Below are 21401 nucleotides of genomic sequence, written 5' to 3' on the forward strand. Positions count from 1 at the left end.
CTCAAGGACCTCAAGGCGAAACCGGGCCTCAAGGAGAGACGGGACCTGGCTTAACAAGTTTTGAAATAGTATCAAATTGTGTAACCGGTAGTGGTTCCCAAACCCTAACTATTACTTGTCCTGATGGTAATATTGCATTATCGGCTGGTTTTAGTTTAACTGGTGCCGGATCTCCGAGAATAACTCGGATGGAACCTGTAGGTACTCATCCTAATCAATGGATTTTTCGCGCAGAAGGTACAGGTAATCAACAGTATACCCTTTGTGGTTATGTAATTTGTGCGAGATAGTTTGCCTTAACCGGAATGTAATTAAGATGTTTGGAAGGTTTTGAGCAACAAATAAAAACACTTAGACAGCCTGTTCCCTGAATTTAAAAATGGGGATAGGCGTTTATTTTTTACTGGCAGACTTCAGTCTAAGAAACATTAGAATTACTTATATTTCTAGTATATCGAATCCTACATTTTATTTCGCATAGTTGGCTTACTGAGTTAAGCAACACTTACAATTTCCCTGTGGCGGTATAGTTTCTTGGACCTATATCATGTTGCCCGTAAGTTGAAAGTGTGTAATATCTTTATTGATGAGTGCATAAAGTGCGAATATGTAATTTTTTAAATAAGTATCGCTTCAACCAATCTTTTACAGAGCTATTTTATCTCTAGACTTTATTTTTTCACCTAAAAGGAGAAGTGATTAAAATAGCTTTTGAGACAAGAATTTTCATATTATTACTAGTCCAAAAAAACTCATCCTAAAGGTTATCTAATAGAAAGTGAGGTTGGATATCTATGCACTTTCCTCTACAAGAACCCGTTCTCATATTTGGTTTTGCTGTTTTAATTTTTTTGTTATTCCCATTACTGATGGGTAAACTGAGAGTTCCTGCAATTATTGGTCCCATTATAGCAGGAATTATCGTCGGACCAAACGGGCTCGAATTATTAGCACGTGATTCCACAATTGAATTGCTTGGAACAGTCGGATTATTGTTTATTATGTTTATTGCAGGGCTTGAGTTGGACCTTGATGGTTTCAAAAAACACCGAAATCGAAGTGTTTTATTTGGCATCCTATCCTTTTTAATCCCATTAATCCTTGGAATAATAGTAGGACTATGGCTCGATCTCAGTATGCTGTCAGCCATTTTATTTGGTGCCATTTTCTCTACACATACACTTTTAGGGTACCCTGCCATTAGCCGACTTGGTGTTGCGAAAAACAAAGCTGTCACAACAGCAGTTGGCGGTACATTAATAACGGATAGCTTGGCATTGCTTGTTCTTGCTGTAATAATAGGGGCATCGGATGGCGGTTTAACAATTGGATTTTTAGGATACTTGATTATTGCTACAACCCTATTTGCTGTAGTCGTTCTAATTTGTACACCTTACCTGACAAAGTGGTTCTTTAGGCGCTCTAATAATGAAGGAACGATCGAATTTAACTTTGTTCTGGCCATTTTATTCGTTGCAGGGGCATTATCACTGTTTGTAGGATTAGAACCAATTATCGGGGCATTCTTGGCCGGTCTAGCTTTAAACCGGTACATTTATGATCACGGCCCATTAATGAATAGAATCCGTTTTACAGCAAATGCATTATTTATTCCGTTTTTCTTGTTATCTGTCGGTATGTTAATGGATCTTCGTGTACTTATATCTAGCCCTGATTCATTATTAATAATCCTAGTAATCACCATTGTAGCAGTTGGCAGTAAACTACTTGCCAGTTGGATTACGAGTAAAGTATATGGGTATTCCAATGCGGAAAACAAGGTAATGTTTGGTCTTTCCACTACACATGCTGCAGCAACATTAGCCATAACAATGGTTGGGTATCAATTTGGATTATTTGACCAGCAAATCATAAATGCCGTCATTATTATTATTTTAGTTACCTGTATTCTGGGTCCATACTTATGTGAAAAATATGGCAGAAAACTGGCCGTTGCACAAGATAAAGTGGTAATAGACGATGCACTACCTGAACGTATATTAATCCCGATGGCGAACCCAAATACAATGGAATCTCTGCTCGATTTAGGGTTTGTGATAAGAATTGCGATGAAGTCAGATGAACCGCTTTACCCATTAACAATCGTCCAAAAGGATTTAAAACAGGCAAACAATGAAGTGGCACAGGCTGAAAGAATGCTTGGACGCTCTCTCATGTATGTATCAGGGGCAGATATTCCTGTTAAGCTATTGACGCGGGTGGATCATAATATTGGCTGGGGGATCGAACGTGCTGCTATTGAAGAACGAATCACCACTATTATCGTGGGGTGGGATGGTGCAGCTGGTGAGGGAAACCAAAAGGTCTTCGGGAAAGTTATCGATAATTTCCTTGAACATACCTATCAGCGCTCACTCATAACAAAAATAAGGCAACCGTTGAATACGATGGATCGGGTGACTTTTATTCTGCCAAATAATGTCGTATATAAACCGGGCTTTGAAGACTCAATTTCAATTATTAAGGGTATAGCTTCACAACTCAGTGCAACAATTAAAGGCCTTGTCATTCGAGATGACATAGAAACTTATAAAAAAGTTTCCGAACGTGTACATCCTAATATTAATATCGAGTTCCAATCCATTGATGCCTGGAATTCCCTTTATGAACATGCTTTGAATGATGTTAAATCAACCGATCTTGTGATTTTATTAAGCGCTAGAAGAGGTACCGTGGCATGGCATCCAGAATTAGAAACGATACCGAAAAAACTAGCTGCAATGAATGTAGGGAACTTCATCGTGTTCTACCCAACTGAAATGAAGGAAACAGACATTCGCGGCTCACGTGGGACTGAAATCCCGAAAGGATTACTTTTTAAAAGTGATTATGAGGACTAATGATGATTTTATGTACTGAACGGGTCTAAGGTATTGTAGGAGGCTAAAGCAGCTATAGATTTAGATTAAAGTATGTTTGGATCAAATAAAAACCCTTGCCACATCAACGTTTGTGGCGAGGGTTTATTTTTTTATGTATTCATGCCTAGAAAATAACCTACCCTCCTGTCCCGGTTTTTGACCTTAATTACGGATTCGGAATACTTTATTTGTAAGTGGATATAGAAATTTAACCCCTTTTTTCGTTAGCATATCCCCTACTATATGCGAAAGGTAAGCTATCGTGGAAATAAGAGCCAAACCGTCAATCTTTGTACTAACTTCTAACAGATGTGACATATACCACCAATAGAGCAATGCCCAAATCGTATGCGTTGGTCCTCGGTGTGCAAACCACCCAGCCACCCCTATGTATAAGGCAAACATAACCAGCCACCACAATTCATTCGCACCTGCATAATATAGAAGGAATAAACTGAAGATGCTCATTAGTATATTTTTCAGAGTTTCCTGGCTCTTCAGGGAAAGTCCTAAAATAACGGCTCCCCACCCAAAAAGTAGAAGTATATTTTGTTGATTAAACCATTTTCCATCAATGAAAGACAAGAAATTTAAATCTAAAAAGAATGTAACCAATGACAGGACCATTAATATCCCACCTACAAAAACTCCACCTTTTTTGATTAGTTTAGCTGTCTTCGTTACACGTCTATTTAACAGATTATTTCCATCTAAATCAGGAGCAAGGGATGCCACACCTGATGCAACTAAAAAGATAGGCATCGTTTCAAGTGTTTGGCTAACAGTCGCCACCACTCCTATTCCTAACCCCACTGCTAAATGAGTTCGACCTTTCATGTTGCCACCTCGTTGTTGTTAATTCTCTTATTCTACCAGGGGTTATCAAAAACTGTTCAACTTTACGGTTAGGTTCCATTAAACTAGAAAAAACTTTATATGACATTAAGACAATCATAAGTCTTAATTCTATATCCTCCTACTAACCTTAAATCTCCATATTTCATTCTAATTTATTTGTCGATATCAGCTCATAATTTGTGAATATTTCCCGGGAATTTGTTGAAATTTGAAAAATAGTGATATTTATTGGGGGCGATGGGTATATTTTTTAATGTATCTGGTGTCGCAATCTCTGTTTCATTGTTCATTCTAATCTCTCTTTTTGTTCACAAGATCTTAGCTATATTCCTTAGGAACTTGTCCGTATCGCGCAACGATATAAGGCTCCGCTGTCGGATAAGACAAGATACACGGATTGCTTTTTTAAAAAAACTCATGGCCGTTTCACTCATAAACTTTTGAATTTGTAGATGCTGCAATACCACTTCCTAGGAAGAGTGTGGTCTTTCATCATATGTATATCCTGTTGCATCTCAGGCTTCCCTTAAAGATAAAGGTTCTGGAATCCAAGGCATATCGCCCAGCGATACGAATTAAAAAATAGTGACCAGCCCCTTTCTCGTTGAACACTATTAAAGAGCTACTGGAACCGGTTAACCTTTATTTTAGACTGGAACATTTCGCTTATTAGCTGGGTCACGCTTCACACGTGGCTGTGCGTTCATTGGTTCATTCTAATCTTTCTTTTTATTGATAACAAGATCTTTGGCTGTATCATCTAGGATCTTGTTCGTATCGCGTAACGATATAAGGCTCCGCTNNTAAGGCTCCGCTGTCGGATTCAAAATAGATACGCGGATCGCCCTCTCTAATAACTCATGGCCTTTTCACTATTTAAAAAAGACCATACTTTTGAAATTGTGGGTGCTGCATTCCCTTTACTAAGAAGAGAATGGACATTCATCATATGTATTTCATGTCGCATATCAGACTTCCTTAAAGATAAAGGTTCTGGAATCCAAGGTGTATCGCCCAGCGATATAAAACAAAAAAAGAGTCGTTCAACCCCTTCTAGATTACTCTATTAAAGATGACTCATATTTTTATTATGATTCTTAAGCACCTTAACTCCCATTTTATCAATCATTTTTGTTTATTTTCTTCAAGTTGTGTCGATTAAAATTTGTTACAAATACCTTCATAAATCTTAATTTTGCATAAAAAATCCAAACAGGTACATTTATTTTCGGAATATCGATAAAATTCCTCCCCATTTTTCTTTAGGTTTATGTATCGCTTCTTCTAAACGTTTATTGAAATCATTTTGTGAATTCCATTCTTTTTTCTGTTCGTCCCGCAAATTTTGTATTTCTTTTTGTAAAAGCTCAGATTTTTGTTTTTCTTGTTGCAGCAATGTTTCGTAATGGTTCTTTTGTTGCTCAGTTAATTTTTCAATTCTAGCATTCGTTTTTTGCGCTGAATTTCCAATAGTAGAACTTATAAAATGATGATCTTGCTGAAGTCGGGATACCTTTGTTTTAAGCTCTACCATATCGTTTGTCAGTTGGACATTCATTTCACGTGTGGCTGCGAGTTCATTAGCTAAAAACATGAATATCTCTTTTAATTGATTAGGATCTTGTGGTAAATTTTCATATGTATTGGTTATCGTAATCTTTGTTTCATTGGATTCTTCTAATCTTTCTTTTTGTTGTTCCACAAGGTCTTTAGCTGTATCGTCTAGAGACTTTTCTGTATCGCGTAACGCTATAAGTACTTCGATGTCAGATTGAACAAAAATACGCCGATCGCCATCTTTTAAAAAATTATATCCATTCTGCTCTAAGATTTGGCCATACTTTCGGACAGTGGGTGTTGCAATTCCCACTTTTTCTGCCACTTCCTTAGTAGTGAAAGCTCGTTCATTAGGTTGTATATCACGTCTCATATCGCACCTCCCTTCTTTTAATATGAAGGTTTTTAGATTTATTTGCAAGTTTCATATCGCCCGGCGATACGAAATAAAAAAGAGCCCATCTGCCCCATTCATAAAGATTCCTTTGATATTTTCAATCTCTTAACAAAAATTTATCCAATTCACGTACTTGATCATATGCATTTAATAGATTTTCAGGTACCAGTGTTCTCCCATATTCCCAAGCATTTTCTTCGATTTCTGCTAAAAGCAGTTCCTTTTCTTTTTCCTCACCATAAATGAGAGTCTTTAAAACTCGTGTGTTTTTTCTAAATTCTATATAATAACCAAGCTGACGAAAAAGAATAAGCTTTACAAAGTTATCATCTGTTTCTTTAACTTTAAAATTTATTTTAGAATTATATCCGTTAATTTGTAAGTAGTTAAACTTTATCGTATTTGTTGATACATTATAACTCATCGGTACAGTGAGTTTATCGCTGGATTCAACATTTATTTTTAGTTTGAGTTCTAATAACGTATCATTAATTATCTTCTCAATATGCCACATATATAGCATTTTTCTTCACCGTTCCTAAAAAAATTTTCAACCATCACAAGAAACCGCAGTCATTTTTACATTATAATAAGCTGCATAATGGGACAAGAGTCATTTATCATGGGCACGATTTACTGTCACTCTTCGATCAATCTTGTTTCACATCAATGTTTTACAAATTGACTTTTATAAATGAAATCCACATCGGACCATGTAATTTATAATTTCCCTTATTCTTAAGAGTTTGATAGATTATACCTGCTTAAACCCCCGCTCTTAGCATCTAATAAATATTGGCAAACGTGTGTGTAAGTTAAGTCTTCAAAGACAGGAGCAAGGGAAGCCACTCCTTGTACAACTAAAATGACAGGCATCATTTCAGGTGACTGGTTAACAGACGCCACCTATTTGTTGTTAATTCTCTTTTTCTATCCGGGTTTCACGAACCGAATATGAAAAAAAGAGGTTTCCCTTTTTAAAATAAATGTTTAATTTGTTCTTCTATCACTTGTTTTAGCTCTTCCTTTGAAGTGATAGTTTGTATTTCGTAATAATCAAGAATAATATGGTAGATGCTGTAGTCAAGCATAAATATCCTTAGTTCATCGATTGGCATGGGTGATTGTTGCAAAATGCGTATCATTTCATACCATTTATTTATTTCCTCTTCCTGAAGAAGATGTTTATATTTCTCTTATTATATAAATTTATAGTATGAATCGCCCAAAAAATCTTGAAAAACAAGTTTTTAAAAGATAAAAAAGACTACCTCCATGGAATTAGGAAGTAGTTTATACTTTTGAAAAAAATCATTTACATGATTAGATCACATTATGGTGAAAAACAGCTTTCACTATTTCTTAAGAGAGGGCTGGTATTACATCATATCGTTCGTATGGTGTTAGCAAAATGCTAACATTTTTATAGATGGGACGTGCTCTGCAAATTTTTCTATCTCTTCCCTTTGTCATAAATTTCACCTAGTGCTCTTGGAGCGCGATTTGATTTAGAGAAAAAGATTAGTAACAATAACGTTAATACATAAGGTAAAATCATGAATAAATCGGTAAAACTACTTGGTAATGCCATTGACTGAGCAAAAAACGATCCCCCAGATTTTGCAAAACCAAATAATAGACAAGTTGCTAAAGTAGGCAGAATCCGCCAGTTACCAAATATCAGTGCAGCAATAGCTAAGAAACCATATCCCATATAAATATTTGAAGAAAAGTTAGCTGAAATAGAATAGGCAAAACACATGCCACCTAGACCTGATAATAGACCCGATATGAGAACTGCGGAAAACCTTATTTTCGATACATTTACACCGGCTGCATCAACCGAATGAGGATTATCCCCGCTCGCTCTTAGACGCATACCAAATTTTGTTTTATATAATAGATACCAAGCAAAAATGGCAATCACGATGATAATCACTTCGAACGTATACATATTCGTAAAGACCGCACCAAGCACTGGTATATTGGCTAAACCTTCAATCGTAAACCGCTCTGATACACCTAATCGAAATTTGTCCGAAGCCGATCCAAATACAAGTGCATTTATTTGGGTTGTTAAGAAAGTTGTTAGCGCTAAGGCCAAAATATTTATTACAACACCACTGATTACTTGATCTGCCTTAAACTTAATGCTTAATACAGCATGAATAATGGAAAAAGCCATCCCGCCAATCATCGCAAATAATAATGCCACGTAAAATAGATTTTGAATATCTGTACCAGTTGCATTTGCGATTAAAACAGCTGACAGCGCTCCGATGAAGGCTCCAAATCCTTGAAAGCCTTCAAGTGCTAAATTGGTAATACCACTCTTTTCACTATATATACCGCCTATTGCGATAATAAAAAGAGGCAGAGCAAAGGATAATCCATCAATAATTATTGTATCCATTATGATTCAATCTCCTTTCGTTCCACTTCTTTTTCCTTCAAACGGCTTACTTTATATTTCATGTATGCACCACATGCACTGAACAATAGGATTAACCCGATGATAACCGAAGAGATTTCTTGTCGGATTCCAGCCTGTGAACTCATATATGTGCTTCCCTGATCTATAATCGATACTAGAAATGATGAAAAAATAATACCAATTGGATGAGAGTTCCCTAAAAGGGAAACAGCAATGGAATCAAAACCGATACTTGATAATACTTTTGGTTGGATGGAAGCAAAATAACCTAAATAATAAGTGACACCTGCTAAACCAGCCAAACCTCCTGAAATCGCCATGGCTAAAACTGTATTTCTTCCGACATTAATCCCCGCATATTTTGCTGCATTGCGGTTGGAACCTACTGCTTTAATTTCAAAACCAACTACAGTTTTGTCCATGAAAAACTTTATTAAAATAGCAGCAATAATGGCCAAAATAAAGCCCAATGGAATATCCATTTTAAGATTGGCTATATCGACATTTACTAATGTCAATCTGGCTTCTTCTGCAATATATTTGGATTGTCTTGAAATTGGATCAACATAATACATTTGTATAAAAAAGCTTATGACATATTGAGCAATATAATTTAACATGATCGTAGTTACTACTTCATTAATGTTAAATTTATATTTTAGCCACCCTACTAATCCTCCCATTAATCCTCCAGCGACAATTCCGATTACTAACACAAGCGGCTTAGCAATGATGGCATCTAAACCACTGTAACCAACGATAATCGTCGCTAAGAAACCAGAGACAAGCATTTGTCCGGAAACCCCAATATTAAATAGACCCGCTCTAAAAGCAACAGCAACTGCTAAACTGGCAAACACAAGTGGTGTCATGGCGTTTAGTAAACTCAAAAAATCAGTTAACATGCTCTTATAGCCAGCATAAGATGGCTTAGGCATAATCCCTGCCCCTTGAAGTAAGTTGTAAAATGCTTGTAATGGATTTTTGCCAATCAAAAGTATAACAATAGCCGCAGCGATAAAACTTATGAGTATGGAGACTAATGGAATGGAGATAGGTTGCCATTTCTCATTACTTATTGGTCGAATAAGACTATATCTTAAGATGTTTTTCTTTTTATCTTTACTCATGCTTTGCCCCCATCATATATTCGCCAACTTTATTCGTCGTTAATGCTTCACTACTAGCAATCTTTTGAAGTTGGCCATTATATATAACTCCTATGGTATCTGCTACATTCATAATTTCATCTAACTCCAATGAAACTAGTAAGATCGCTTTTCCTTGATCTCGTTGTTGAATGATCATTTTATGAATGTTTTCAATCGCACCAATATCTACTCCTCGTGTTGGCTGAACGAAAATCATAAGTGGCGACTGTAATTCGATTTCGCGAGCAATAATTGCTTTTTGCTGATTACCACCACTCATCGAACGAACTTGCGTCTTATTGCCTTGTCCACTTCTAATATCAAATTTATCAATCAACTGACTTCCAAATTGCTCAAATTCCTCTGTTTTTAAGATTCCCTTACTAGCAAATGGCTCCTTATAGTACTGCTTTAATGCTAGATTAGTTGATAAATCAAAATCCAAAACGAGTCCAAAGCTTTGTCTATCTTCAGGTATATAAGAGATTCCTGTTTCTGTTCTGTTTCTTATCGTTTCATTCGTAATGTCCTTACCCTCGAGGATTATTTTCCCGCCACTAACCTTTGTTAATCCAGCAATAGCATCCGCAATTTCAACTTGTCCATTATCTGCGACACCAGCAATAGCAAATATTTCGCCACCGTGTATGGTAAAGGAAACATCTTTAACTACTTCAAATCCATATTCATTTTTAATGGTTAGATGTTCAACCTTCAATACTTCCTCTTTAAACTGAGCAGGTACTTTTTCAGATTCAAAGCTTACCTCTCTACCTACCATTAATTGAGCCATAAGATTAACCGGGGTTGACTTTACATCCAACACATCAATTAATCTACCTTTGTTCAATACAGCGCATCGATCGGCCACTTTCTTAATTTCTTCAAGCTTATGCGTAATTAATATGATCGTTTTTCCAGCGGTTCGTAAGCCCTCGATAATATCGAGCAAGAAATCAATTTCTTGCGGGGTTAAGACTGCAGTTGGTTCATCAAAAATAAGGATTTCTGCTTCACGATAAAGCACCTTTAAAATTTCTACCCGTTGCTGCATGGAAACAGTAAGATCGACTATTCTTTTCGTAGGATCGACTTCTAAGCCAAACTTTTTAGACAGTTCTTCAATTTTACGATTGGCATTTCGAATATCTACGTATGGAAAGAGACCTGCTACTTTTTTGATTGGCTCGACCCCTAAGATAATATTCTCGGTAATCGTATAATCAGAGACCAACTTAAAATGCTGATGGACCATTCCTATGTTAAGCTTTGCTGCATGGTTAGGTGAGCTAATTTGTACTTTATCTCCACGAATAAAGATTTCTCCTTCATCTGGTTCGTACATACCACCCAAAATACTCATCAATGTTGATTTACCTGCACCGTTTTCTCCAAGTAAAGCAAAAATTTCTCCTTTTTTAATACCAATGGATACATCATCATTCGCTACTATTCCAGGAAATCGTTTGGTTATATGTTTCATTTCTACAATATAATCAGACATCTTACTTCTCCTTTATCACACTAATAGGAAATAAAAGAAGTTCATCCTTCCCTAAATTGAGGAATGATAAACTTCTATGATTCATTTCGTTATTGTGCTCTATTTAATGTTATAGCCCTGGAAACTCTTCTGGAGTATGCTCATTAAAATTAGATGCGGGTACAATTGTACCATCTTTAACTAATTCGTATGCTTCATTCAATTTGCTAAGTGCATCATCTGATAATTGATGACGACCTTCTTCTTTTATAAAGCCAGTTGAATCTGAATCTGCATAAAGAACTACATTTCCACCTTCAAAAGTTCCATCAACAACAGAATTTAATGTCTTTTCGATATTCATAGCCATGAATTTCACCCCAGATGTTAATACGATGTTTTCAGAACCATTTACACCGTCATCATATTGGTCAACGTCCACGCCAATTACTTTTACGTCGCCTTCAGCTTCCTTAACTGCTGTGAATACACCATTACCAGTACCACCTGCGGCAACAAAGATGATATCTACACCTTGTTTAATTAACGCATTTCCGATCACTTTACCAGTTGCTTCATCTGCAAAAGATCCTGCATAGTTACCACCAACATCAGCACCTGTAACATCAGTCCCTGCATAACCTGATAATTCAACCATTTCTACATTCTTTCCAAAAACCTTATTTGCATAGTTTACACCTGATTCAAAGCCAAATTGATAATTTACATTTGACGGATAAGCTATACCATTTACAACCGCTACTTTATTTGATTTTGTTTCAAGGGCTGCAGCCATTCCTGCAAAGAAGCCACTTTCTTGTTCAGCGAAATTCATTGCATATATATTATCGAAATCTGTTTGGTCACCTACAGGTGTAGGCTCAGAGTCATTTAAAATAAATATTTTATCAGGATTTTCTACAGCAATACTTGAAACACCAGCAAATTGAAACCCAGGTGTTACAATCACATCATAATCTGCCACAATATCAGCAACAGCTTGTACAGCTGCGGCTGGGTCACCAGTTTCTTCTTTAACAGCTTTTACTGTTGCTGTTGGGTGTTTATCAATAAAGCTTAAAATTCCGTTATAGTTATCTTCATTAAAGCTGCCATCATCCACGCCTGAAGGGCTTGTTACAATAGCAATTTTTAATCCTTCTTCACCTTTTTCAGACTTAGCTTCATTTCCATTAGCTGAGTCACTTCCGCATGCTGCCATTACAGCAGTTATTAATGCAATAAATAATATCATTACGATTTTCTTTGTATTTTTTTTCATCGAAATGATCCTCCTCTGTAAGTCATGTTGTATTGTTTTTGTAAAAATTAAAAAGCACCGAGTTATACCGGTGCTTGACTTTTAGGAAGGTAAATAATAGAAATAAAACATACGTTTATCTCCATATTTATATACACAACCTCGTAGTCAAGCTATTTACGGTAGCTTGGTAGAAACTTTAGGGCCATATCCCCAATATTATACGAGAATAATATTTAATTTTCACTCACTCATAGTAACATCATAAATTTTAACTGTCAATAAAATACGTATATTTTTTTATGGATTATAATCAACGTTCGGAAATTGAGTGTATTGTTATATAAAAATAGTAATATTATTTTTCGAAGAAAAAGGAGAAGACCTTATATAATACTAGTGTTCTTCAACATAGTAATATATAAGGAGGTAACATAAGTTGTTCAAAATCGCATCCTTTAATGGAGTCACGATACTTTTTAAGTTACTTCTCCTTAATGTACCGATATTTATATATGAGCCATGCTACAACAGTTATTATTACTACAAAAACTCTTCCTAACTCCAGTCCAGGGCCTTTATCCGGAATTAATATCATCCCCATAAAAATACCAACAATAAGGCCGATGATAATAACTGTAATTGTCCTCACTTTTCTAATCATCCTTCCTTTATTGATTTCGGAGTAAAAGCTAATATTTTTCGGTTTCATCTCTTAATCCGGTAAATTTCCTGATCTTGTTCCCATTTCATAAGATGGAGTGACTTGATCATACATTAGATGTAGCATCATCCCAACAGATGCATGGGGAAGATTGTGACAATGATCCATCCACATGCCTGGATTATCTGCAACAAAAGCCACATCATAAGATTCACCTGGTCGTACATTTAGAGTATCCGTTATCCAAGGGGTTTTTACCTTTTCACCATTTTTCCTTAATACTGTCATGTGATGACCATGGAGGTGCATTGGATGTTCTGTAAAGCTTCTATTTACAAACGTTGTTTTGATTTTTTCTCCTTCCTTTACAATGAACGTTGGTGTGTGAGGGAATACCTCGCCATTAATCGTCCATAAAAAGTTGGGTTTGCCATTATAAAAGCCCATTTCATTTGAGAATATCATTTTGAATTCCCGATCAAATTGTTTTGTTTCTGTTAAATTATTTTCCAATACGTCCCCATAATTTTCTGGACTAAATATGTCTGATTCCTCTTTGAATTCTACATCTTCCATGTTAGAATTTTCATTAAAAATAATGCTAGGAGAATGTTTATCACTAAAATTTCCTATTTTAAATTGAACAGGGTTTTCTGGCATTGTAAATATGACATCATATCTTCCACCTGCCGCAACTTTAAAAGCGTTTTTATCAAAAATTTGGCCTGGGTTCATTATTGGAACACCATCAATGCTGAATATTTTATAATCAACTCCTTGTAACAAGTATTTTCTCGATAAATTATCTGTATTAATAATTCGTAATCTTACTTTATCACCCGGTTGTACTTGCTTTAGTTGACTATCATCAAACAAACCAAAGGACATTGTCTTATCCAGATCAGTTTCCCATCTATGATTGATTACCGTAATATCTTCATCTACAGGCTCCGTTTCGCCTTTTGTTTCAACGATTAGGGATCCAAAAAGGCCTTTTTTTACTTGTTCGGATGCTTGCTGATGAGAATGAAACCAGTATGTGCCTACTTGGTTTGCGTGAAACTTATATGTGAACGACTCTCCAGGTTTAACAACATCTTGCGTCATACCAGGAACACCATCCATTGCATTTGGCACATTGTAACCGTGCCAATGAATCGTAATGCCACTCTCAATGTCTTTGTTTTCCAATTTAATTTCTATCATTTCTCCTTCTTTTACACGAAGTTGTGGTGCGATTGTTCCGTTATATAACCATGCTTTCACTTTTTTCCCTGACTGAAGTGAAATTTCCTTTTGTTCTGCTACTAACACAAAATTTTTATCTGCGGGTGCGGATATATCACCTGTTAAATCCTTTACTTCTACCATTTTTGAATGATGTTGGTGGTGATCTCCGTGAGCCATATTATTTGAATGCATGGTAGGTGCTCCGCCACCTTCATCAATCAGATGATGATTCATCATATCCGAGGATTCTGGCAACTTCGTTGTACTTATCCCAATAAAAACATTGACTACTATAATGAGAATACCTATGAATCCAATAACCACCATGGTTTTTAGAAATTTTAGGAACCTTATGCCCAAAGACTTGAATGTTAGTTGGCCTTGCAAAGCTACTTTATTTTTGCGAATCGAAATAAAAGTTGGGACAATAAGGATCAAAATTAAGCACACAGATGGCCCCGCAATTTCAAAAAAACTAGGCTGAATTGGCTGAGAAAATATATTAAGATAAACGATTATCCCTGTTGATACCATTGCGGCATAAATAGGTACGACCATAAAGGGATTGGTTGCATTTACAAGTGTTTGATTATCTGGAATACGATCATTCGATTCCTTTCTCCATTTTAATCGAGGTAAAGTGTAAACAATCACAGCTATGTTCCCAATTAAAGAGGTTGGAAAAATTGCTTTAATAGTTCCTTCAACAAATAACCAACCATTTTGCAGAAACATCATTAATATGCTTGCATACCAGAGAAACCCTAGTATAAGTGCAATGAGGCACGCACCGATTAATACATTTTTTCTATATAGAAGATGTTTATTGCTTTTCACATAAGAGAGATTGGTTGCCATCACACTTGCAATACACCAAAAAATAAACATTACCAATGGAAGTATATAACTTGCACCGAAAACAATTTCAAACATGACCTTTCCCCTTTCTTGCTTTTGTTATCTTCATTATAGGGAGCAAATGTTGCATTCCTGTGATGAAACATTAAAGGTTTTTTGATGGTAGATATATTCCTGTTTCAATCGGTATAATGGAATAAAAAGGAGGGTGAAGGGATATGAAAAAGGTATTAGTAGTGGAGGACGAAACAAAACTTGCGATGATTATAGACGAATTTTTAAAGGGGGAAGGTTATGAAGTGGAAGTTGCTAAGGATGGTTTGAAAGCACTTCAATTAGCAGTTCAGATGAAACCTGATATTGTCCTTCTGGATTGGATGCTTCCTGAGTTAAGTGGAATTGAGGTTTGTCGGAAATTACGGGAAATGGGTTTGTTTGGAATTATCATGATTACCGCAAAAGCTGAAGAAACTGACAAGATTATTGGTTTAGGGGTGGGTGCTGATGACTATATGGTCAAACCTTTTAGCTTACGGGAAATGGCAGCAAGAATACAATCTCTGTTACGACGAATGGCCCCTCCGGAAACTACGTCAACTACGATACGGAAATTCGGAACACTGGAAATATCCCCTGTTTCTCATCGGGTACGGCTAGACGGAAAAGAAATTATGTTTACTCCTACCGAGTATAAAATATTGGAATTTCTATCGGCTTCTCCAAACCAAGTATTTAGCCGTGAACAAATATTACAGCATGTCTTTCATGACGAAGACATTATCGATGTGAGGACCGTCGATGCCCATATTAGTAAATTAAGAAAAAAGGTAAATGGTTATATTCAGACCGTGTACGGGTTCGGTTATCGCTTTGGTGTGAACGATGAACATTAGAACGAAGCTCATTCTTTCCATGACAAGTGTGGTTCTTTTAATGGTAATTCTGTTCATTTTCTTGATTCAAATTTTGTTTTTTATCAGTCGGGACATCTCTTATTTTGCCAATAAAGAAGAGATTGAAAAAGTGGAAAATTTCATGGAGGATTATTTTAAGCGAAACAATTCTTGGGAAGGTATTCAGAAAGAGGAATTTCCGACGGATATGCCGTTTGTCCTCATTGATCGCAATCACAATGTTTTGTGGAAATCCGAAGATTTAGTCGAACAAACGGTTATAAATACAGCATTCCCAACTTCTCTTAAAGATGGTTCTCAAAGAATTGGTAGGCTATTCGTGATGACTCCAACCCAACAACAGATATACATAGTGAAAAATACTTGGGGCCAATATATGTACGGAATCATTGCATTAGCTGCTATTATAGGATTGTTTTTTGTATTCATCCTAATTTTGTTACTTTCCAGAACACTTACCAAACCTATTAATATCATTACGGAAAATATAAAGAATTACGAAATGGGTGACTCCACTATTAATTTTCAAATGAAACGTAATGATGAGTTTAATAAGATAGGTGATGCATTGGAAAGCATGAAACAAAACATTAAAAATGCAGAGATATCCCGAAAATCACTCGTTACAGATGTTGCTCACGAATTAAAAACTCCCCTAATGGTCATTCAGGGGGAAATTGAATTATTGCATATCCAACAAAAAACAATAACAAATGAAAAATATGATTCCATATTCAATGAGATTCAAAGATTAACAGCCATTATCAATGATTTATTATATTTATCAAAAATCGATGCTCGCCAAGTAGAAATAACGAAACAAAAAGTAGATGTGAATGAAGTTTTTGATCAACTTGTGGAAAAGACACAATTCTTATTAAATAAATATAACGCTGAAATCACTTTTAAAAAGAACAACGTACAAATAATCTGGGCAGATAAGGATAAAATCATACAATCGCTTTATAACCTTGTAACAAACGCACTAATACATGGTAAAACAACCACAAAAATTATTATAGAAACAAATAACAATCAAAATGAAACCGTTATTACTGTTACGGATAATGGGATTGGACTAGCTTGTGAAGATATTCAGCTCATATTTGAGCGTTTCTATAGAGGGGATAAATCGCGCAGCCGTGAAACAGGCGGGACCGGAATTGGACTATCAATAGTTAAGGCTTATATAGAATTGCATAAAGGAAGAATTGAAGTGGAAAGTCAAGTAGGTAAAGGCACTACATTTATGATTTATTTACCAAATCCTTAAAGTAGATATTTCAATTCAAAAAATCCTTCCTCACTTTATGCAAAATGAGGAAGGATAAAAATTCTATTTCATATGAGGTCACGATGTTTTTGATACCCCTTGAAGCCTTGATATAACAAGGCGCAGGCGTTATTACATCATGCCGCCCGTAAGAGATCGTGCGGATTCGATAAAATCCGGGAAATGACGGGCACCTTTAGCTCTCGATTAATCCGTTTTCCGTTAAATACTCTTTGGCTACTTCGTCGACGCTTCTATCTTCGATGTCGACTTCATAGTTTAATTTTCTCATGGTTTCGCTATCTAGTGATTCGGATAGAGGTGCAAGAATTTCTTCTAATTCTGGATAATTTTCGTACGTTTCAGTTGTCATGACTACTGCTGCGTTATAGGAAGGGAAGAAGCCTTTGTCATCCTCTAAGTTGATAAAGTCAAATGCTTCAATCCGGCCATCAGTTGCAAAGCCTACAGATACATCCACTTCACCGTCCCGTAATGCGTTATAGTAAAGTCCTGTTTCCATATCGATGATATTCCCTTTTTGGAACTCAAATCCATACAATTCCTCAACACCAGGTAGACCGTCTTTGCGGTTACTAAATTCAGCATCAGAAGCCATCGAAAGCTCGCCTGGATTTTTGTTGATGTATGCAGCAAGATCACTAATAGATTTAATACCTAATTCCTCTGCGTCAGCTCGGCGCATTATAAGAGTATACGTGTTATCTACACCATTAAGATTAGTCCAGATAATGTCATTTTCAGCTTGGTCAATATTATTTACCTTTTCATATGCTTCTTGTGGATCTGTTATTGGTTCTTCACCTAAGTAAGTGACAAGACCGGTACCAACGTAATCCCAGCTAAGGTCTACTTGTTTGTTTTCCAAGGCTTGTCGTAAAGCAGTACTGCCAAGGTCAGCGACTTCTTTCACGTCATATCCTTCTTCTTCCAATACATACTTCGTCATTTTCGCAAATAAGTATTGCTCTGTAAAGCTCTTAGCTCCAATTGTAATTTGTTTATCACTGCCGCCACTACAGGCTGCTAATATAAGTCCTGCAATCAATATCGTAATGAGTAATTTTAACTTATTCATTTTTTCTCCTCCAAAAATTTATTTCTTCGCTAGTCGTAATCCTTCTGGTACAAGGACTTGCCGCATGATTTTGAAAAAGTAATCTACTAAAATAGCAAGCAATGTCACTGGAACTGCTCCGGAAATTAAGAAAGCATTATCAAATAATCTGATTCCAGTAAAAATCCATGCACCAAGCCCGCCACCACCAATCAGGTAGGCAAGTGCTGCTGTTCCAATATTAATAATAATGGCTGTACGAATTCCGGCAATAATGGATGCTGCTGCATTCGGAAGTTCAATTTTTATTAAAATTTGAAATGGAGTTAACCCCATCCCACGAGCGGCATCAATGAAATTCTTATCAACAGACCGAATACCTGCGATGGTGTTTTGCAGAATCGGCAGTAGGGAATAGATTAATAGAGCCACAATCGCTGCTTTCATCCCAATGCCTAGGAATCCCATCGCAAGAGCCAATACAGCCAAACTCGGAATGGTGTGGCCAAGATTCGCGATATTCACAATCCAAAACTCAAACTTTTGGAACCTTTCCCTTGTTACAAAAATACCAAGTGGAATCGATATCATAATAGCTAGGAATCCCGATATAACCACAATGATTATATGTTGACCAAGTAAATGTGAGAATTTCCCGAAATCCTCGAAAATAGGGCGGAACATATCATTCATGATGGTCCATGTGAAAAAGGCGAGGATAATTAGCCAGAACAGAATTTTTACAATCCAAGCGATTCGTTTCTTTGCATTCATGATATCACTCCACCCTCTTTGGAGTTTCTTTTATTTGCTTATAAAGGAACTTTTCTACTAAGTCGAGGGTTAGAATCCCTTTTATTTTCCCCTTATGATCCTCTACAGCTAATTGCTCTGCCTCTTGATTCAAAAGTTTTGAAATGATTATACGTAGAGAAGTATCCTCTTGAACCATTTGTGCACTATCTGTCTTTTCAAAGTCAACCAAAGAAAGACTGTCAGTAAGGTCTTTCACAGAATATAGGCCTGTACTTTTTAAAACACGATCTTGTCCAATGAATTCAGAAACAAACTCATTGGCAGGATGGTGTAGAATTTCAAATGGGGCATCGTATTGCTGCAATTGCCCATTACGAATCAACGCAATTTTATCTCCCATTTTTACTGCTTCATCGATATCATGACTAACAAATAAAATCGTCTTGTTAATTTCCTTTTGAATCTGTAAAAACTCATCTTGAATCTTTGTACGAATAATGGGATCTAATGCTCCGAAAGGCTCATCCATCAACATAACTGGCGGATCTGCTGCAAGTGCACGAGCAACCCCGACACGCTGTTGTTGTCCACCTGATAATTCGTGTGGGTAGCGGTTGCGATACTCGTCTGGATGCAATCCGATAAGATCCATTAAATAATTAAAGCGATCATGCTGCTTTTTCCTATCCCATCCTAGTAAATCGGGAACAATCATGACATTTTTCTCGATTGTCATATTAGGAAACAGGCCATTACTTTGAATAACGTAGCCAATCTTACGGCGCATCTCAATCTTGTTGGAATCTTTTACACTTTTGTTATTTAAAATAATATCCCCTTCTGAGATGGATTCTAGTTGATTTACCATACGTAATAGGGTAGTTTTTCCACAACCAGAAGGACCGAGTAAGACAACAAGCTCCCCTTCCTTCACATTGAAATTCACGTCATCAATGGCTTTCTTATTGTCGCTATATATCTTTGAAACATTTTTAAATTCTATCACCTAATCACCTAACTTCTAGTTTTATTCCTTTAGGAGTAAATCTTTTTTCTAAGTATTTTAATAGCAGGTCAACGAGAATAGCCAATATGGATACAACAACAGCACCAACAAGAACCATGGTTGTATTCGATCTTGAAATTCCTTGGTTGATTAACGAACCTAACCCACCAGCTCCAATGTATGCTGCAATCGCACCAATTCCAATATTCAGAACGGTTGCTGTACGAACTCCAGCCATAATAAGTGGCATTGCATTCGGGATTTCCACCTTGATTAATCGCTGAAATGTTGTCATTCCAATCCCTTTTGCTGCATCCCTAATGTTCGGATCCACTTCTTTAATACCTGTATATGTGTTCCGGATAATCGGCAATTGAGAGTATAAAACTAAAGCAATAAATGCGGGGAGAAATCCAATTCCCTGTCCGATGGTGGATAAAATAGGAATCATAACACCGAACAAAGCGATACTTGGAATAGTCATTATAATAGAAAAGATCTGTAACACGGTTTCAGCTAAGTACTCATTTGTCGTTAAATAAATTCCTAATGGAACACCAATAAGTATAGAAAAAATAATAGCCAGTCCCACTAATTGGACATGCTCCACAGTATATTCCAAAACTTGAATATAGTTATTACTAAAATATTGGAAAAAATCGATAATAGTTAACACCTCCAGTGCAGTAATTTTTATGCTCAACATTTCACATTTTTTCAGTAAAAAGTGAAATGTTGAGCATACTTTTTGTCTACTCTTAAAGCGGTCAACCACTTCATCACTCTATTACTCTATCAGTTTTCCAAAAAATTAGCAAAAACGGTTTGTACAATCAAAACTGTACAAAGCGGGGTATTTGGAAGGTAATGTTGAATTTAAGAATGATTTGGGTATAATATGACGGATAATCGAGGAATACTGTCGAAATTGAGAGAAATTTATCGGCAATAGTGAATGTGCCGTATGAATCAGGTGAAGTGGATCTATTTTGATAGTAGTATTGAAAAGAATGGAGAAAATGATAAATGATATATCTTAAGTTGTTCAGAATACCGTTACACAAGAAATAAAAAAAACTTCCCACAAGTTTGCCCAACTCATGAGAAGCCACTATTAAAAACCTCGATGCTAACAAATTGTTAGCATTTCACTTTCAACTTACATACATACCCTTATATTTTAAGTGGTGAAGCGGCTTATTACATCATGCCGCCCGTAAGATGAGAGTGTGTAATATCGTTAACGATGAGTATGAAAAGTACGGGATATCAGTTTTTTAAGAAATCTGAGGTGTAACATCTTTAACGAGAATTTACCGTTTTTCATCAGATTGCGTTAGCAAAATGTTAGCAATTTCAAGCAGATATTCTGAAACAGTTGTTCACACACTCTACATGACTGGTGTATTGATTGTAGAAATCAAATTCATTATGGATGTAGCTACGTTCACCTTCATATACTTTTTAAAATCTAATGTTTACAATTATTACGCTTTATTATTCAACAAAACATTAAAAAAGTCGCTCCTAATTGAACTAGGAAATGGATAATCTCCTTATTTTCACCAGTCCAATCCTTAAAGTCTTCAAATTCACTTG

The 21401-nt window shown here is 36.1% G+C and carries 18 protein-coding genes and 1 riboswitch; of the genes, 4 read left to right on the forward strand and 14 right to left on the reverse strand.

The annotated features are described in order from the left end of the window. Both V7097_RS22760 and V7097_RS22765 read left to right on the forward strand, forming a co-directional pair. A partial coding sequence (locus V7097_RS22760) for a hypothetical protein (protein ID WP_335705918.1) occupies positions 1-290 on the forward strand: 290 nt, incomplete at its 5' end. A 504-nt stretch (positions 291-794) separates the two neighbouring features. Further along, positions 795-2861 carry a cation:proton antiporter gene (locus V7097_RS22765; protein ID WP_335705919.1) on the forward strand — a complete coding sequence of 689 codons (2067 nt, stop codon included), beginning with the start codon at positions 795-797 and terminating at the stop codon, positions 2859-2861. 183 nt (positions 2862-3044) lie between these two features. Here V7097_RS22765 and V7097_RS22770 read toward each other — a convergent pair whose 3' ends face one another. The 10 genes from V7097_RS22770 to V7097_RS22815 form a co-directional block, all read right to left on the reverse strand. Continuing rightward, entirely contained in the window at positions 3045-3719 is a 675-nt protein-coding gene (locus V7097_RS22770; protein ID WP_335705920.1) for a metal-dependent hydrolase, read from the reverse strand. Positions 3720-4962: 1243 nt separating this feature from the next. Beyond that, positions 4963-5670 (reverse strand): hypothetical protein, encoded by a 708-nt coding sequence (locus V7097_RS22775; protein WP_335705921.1) that lies wholly within the window; start codon positions 5668-5670, stop codon positions 4963-4965. 121 nt (positions 5671-5791) lie between these two features. Then, positions 5792-6217 (reverse strand): hypothetical protein, encoded by a 426-nt coding sequence (locus V7097_RS22780; RefSeq protein WP_335705922.1) that lies wholly within the window; start codon positions 6215-6217, stop codon positions 5792-5794. Positions 6218-6671: 454 nt separating this feature from the next. Next, the gene (locus tag V7097_RS22785) at positions 6672-6839 is read right to left on the reverse strand and encodes a hypothetical protein (RefSeq protein WP_335705923.1); all 168 of its coding nucleotides are present in this window, start codon (positions 6837-6839) and stop codon (positions 6672-6674) included. Positions 6840-7147: 308 nt separating this feature from the next. After that, positions 7148-8107, reverse strand: coding sequence for an ABC transporter permease (locus V7097_RS22790; RefSeq protein WP_335705924.1), 960 nt, complete (start codon positions 8105-8107; stop codon positions 7148-7150). Beyond that, positions 8107-9258 (reverse strand): ABC transporter permease, encoded by a 1152-nt coding sequence (locus V7097_RS22795; RefSeq protein WP_335705925.1) that lies wholly within the window; start codon positions 9256-9258, stop codon positions 8107-8109. The genes V7097_RS22790 and V7097_RS22795 overlap by 1 nt, the downstream gene beginning before the upstream one ends. Beyond that, the gene (locus V7097_RS22800; RefSeq protein ID WP_335705926.1) at positions 9251-10783 is read right to left on the reverse strand and encodes an ABC transporter ATP-binding protein; all 1533 of its coding nucleotides are present in this window, start codon (positions 10781-10783) and stop codon (positions 9251-9253) included. The genes V7097_RS22795 and V7097_RS22800 overlap by 8 nt, the downstream gene beginning before the upstream one ends. Positions 10784-10892: 109 nt before the next feature. Then, positions 10893-12044, reverse strand: coding sequence for a BMP family lipoprotein (locus tag V7097_RS22805; protein WP_335705927.1), 1152 nt, complete (start codon positions 12042-12044; stop codon positions 10893-10895). Between the two features lie 124 nt (positions 12045-12168). Further along, positions 12169-12270: riboswitch (purine riboswitch) on the reverse strand. Between the two features lie 237 nt (positions 12271-12507). Further along, on the reverse strand, positions 12508-12675 hold the full coding sequence (locus V7097_RS22810) for a hypothetical protein (RefSeq protein WP_335705928.1): 168 nt from the start codon (positions 12673-12675) through the stop codon (positions 12508-12510). 63 nt (positions 12676-12738) lie between these two features. After that, positions 12739-14850 (reverse strand): multicopper oxidase family protein, encoded by a 2112-nt coding sequence (locus V7097_RS22815; protein ID WP_335705929.1) that lies wholly within the window; start codon positions 14848-14850, stop codon positions 12739-12741. Positions 14851-14993: 143 nt separating this feature from the next. Between V7097_RS22815 and V7097_RS22820 the strand changes: the two genes are divergently transcribed. Both V7097_RS22820 and V7097_RS22825 read left to right on the forward strand, forming a co-directional pair. Next, positions 14994-15668 carry a response regulator gene (locus V7097_RS22820; protein ID WP_335705930.1) on the forward strand — a complete coding sequence of 225 codons (675 nt, stop codon included), beginning with the start codon at positions 14994-14996 and terminating at the stop codon, positions 15666-15668. Next, positions 15658-16962: a sensor histidine kinase gene (locus V7097_RS22825; protein WP_335705931.1), complete on the forward strand. Its 1305-nt coding sequence runs from the start codon at positions 15658-15660 to the stop codon at positions 16960-16962. The genes V7097_RS22820 and V7097_RS22825 overlap by 11 nt, the downstream gene beginning before the upstream one ends. Positions 16963-17158: 196 nt before the next feature. Here the strand turns inward: V7097_RS22825 and V7097_RS22830 are convergent, their stop codons facing one another. The 4 genes from V7097_RS22830 to V7097_RS22845 are packed head-to-tail and all read right to left on the reverse strand — an operon-like array spanning position 17159 to position 20508. Continuing rightward, on the reverse strand, positions 17159-18061 hold the full coding sequence (locus V7097_RS22830; RefSeq protein ID WP_335705932.1) for an ABC transporter substrate-binding protein: 903 nt from the start codon (positions 18059-18061) through the stop codon (positions 17159-17161). Positions 18062-18079: 18 nt separating this feature from the next. After that, on the reverse strand, positions 18080-18814 hold the full coding sequence (locus V7097_RS22835) for an ABC transporter permease (protein WP_335705933.1): 735 nt from the start codon (positions 18812-18814) through the stop codon (positions 18080-18082). A gap of 4 nt (positions 18815-18818) precedes the next feature. Continuing rightward, positions 18819-19802 (reverse strand): ABC transporter ATP-binding protein, encoded by a 984-nt coding sequence (locus V7097_RS22840; protein WP_335705934.1) that lies wholly within the window; start codon positions 19800-19802, stop codon positions 18819-18821. Positions 19803-19806: 4 nt separating this feature from the next. Continuing rightward, positions 19807-20508 (reverse strand): ABC transporter permease, encoded by a 702-nt coding sequence (locus V7097_RS22845; RefSeq protein ID WP_335705935.1) that lies wholly within the window; start codon positions 20506-20508, stop codon positions 19807-19809. Between the last annotated feature and the right edge of the window lie 893 nt (positions 20509-21401).

Source organism: Bacillus sp. JJ1562, assembly GCF_036962705.1.
GTDB lineage: Bacteria > Bacillota > Bacilli > Bacillales > Bacillaceae_L > Ferdinandcohnia.